We start from the raw sequence: 1040 nt of genomic DNA, 5'->3' as shown, positions 1-1040 counted from the left end.
AACAGAGATTAAACTGAAGAGTTTGATCCTGGCTCAGATTGAACGCTGGCGGCATGCCTTACACATGCAAGTCGAACGGCAGCACGGAGCTTGCTCTGGTGGCGAGTGGCGAACGGGTGAGTAATATATCGGAACGTACCCTAGAGTGGGGGATAACGTAGCGAAAGTTACGCTAATACCGCATACGATCTAAGGATGAAAGTGGGGGATCGCAAGACCTCATGCTCGTGGAGCGGCCGATATCTGATTAGCTAGTTGGTAGGGTAAAAGCCTACCAAGGCATCGATCAGTAGCTGGTCTGAGAGGACGACCAGCCACACTGGAACTGAGACACGGTCCAGACTCCTACGGGAGGCAGCAGTGGGGAATTTTGGACAATGGGCGAAAGCCTGATCCAGCAATGCCGCGTGAGTGAAGAAGGCCTTCGGGTTGTAAAGCTCTTTTGTCAGGGAAGAAACGGTGAGAGCTAATATCTTTTGCTAATGACGGTACCTGAAGAATAAGCACCGGCTAACTACGTGCCAGCAGCCGCGGTAATACGTAGGGTGCAAGCGTTAATCGGAATTACTGGGCGTAAAGCGTGCGCAGGCGGTTTTGTAAGTCTGATGTGAAATCCCCGGGCTCAACCTGGGAATTGCATTGGAGACTGCAAGGCTAGAATCTGGCAGAGGGGGGTAGAATTCCACGTGTAGCAGTGAAATGCGTAGATATGTGGAGGAACACCGATGGCGAAGGCAGCCCCCTGGGTCAAGATTGACGCTCATGCACGAAAGCGTGGGGAGCAAACAGGATTAGATACCCTGGTAGTCCACGCCCTAAACGATGTCTACTAGTTGTCGGGTCTTAATTGACTTGGTAACGCAGCTAACGCGTGAAGTAGACCGCCTGGGGAGTACGGTCGCAAGATTAAAACTCAAAGGAATTGACGGGGACCCGCACAAGCGGTGGATGATGTGGATTAATTCGATGCAACGCGAAAAACCTTACCTACCCTTGACATGGCTGGAATCCTTGAGAGATCAGGGAGTGCTCGAAAGAGA

General features: G+C 51.7%; 1 rRNA gene. It reads left to right on the top strand.

Annotated elements, in window-relative coordinates:
* Positions 1–10: 10 nt before the first annotated feature.
* Positions 11–1040 (top strand): 16S ribosomal RNA (locus tag ACQ4WP_RS29280); the annotation flags it as partial.

The organism is Janthinobacterium lyxosi, from assembly GCF_051380665.1.
GTDB lineage: Bacteria > Pseudomonadota > Gammaproteobacteria > Burkholderiales > Burkholderiaceae_D > Janthinobacterium.
The sequence above is the reverse complement of the archived record's forward strand: the minus strand, read 5'-3'. Positions and strand labels throughout refer to the sequence as shown.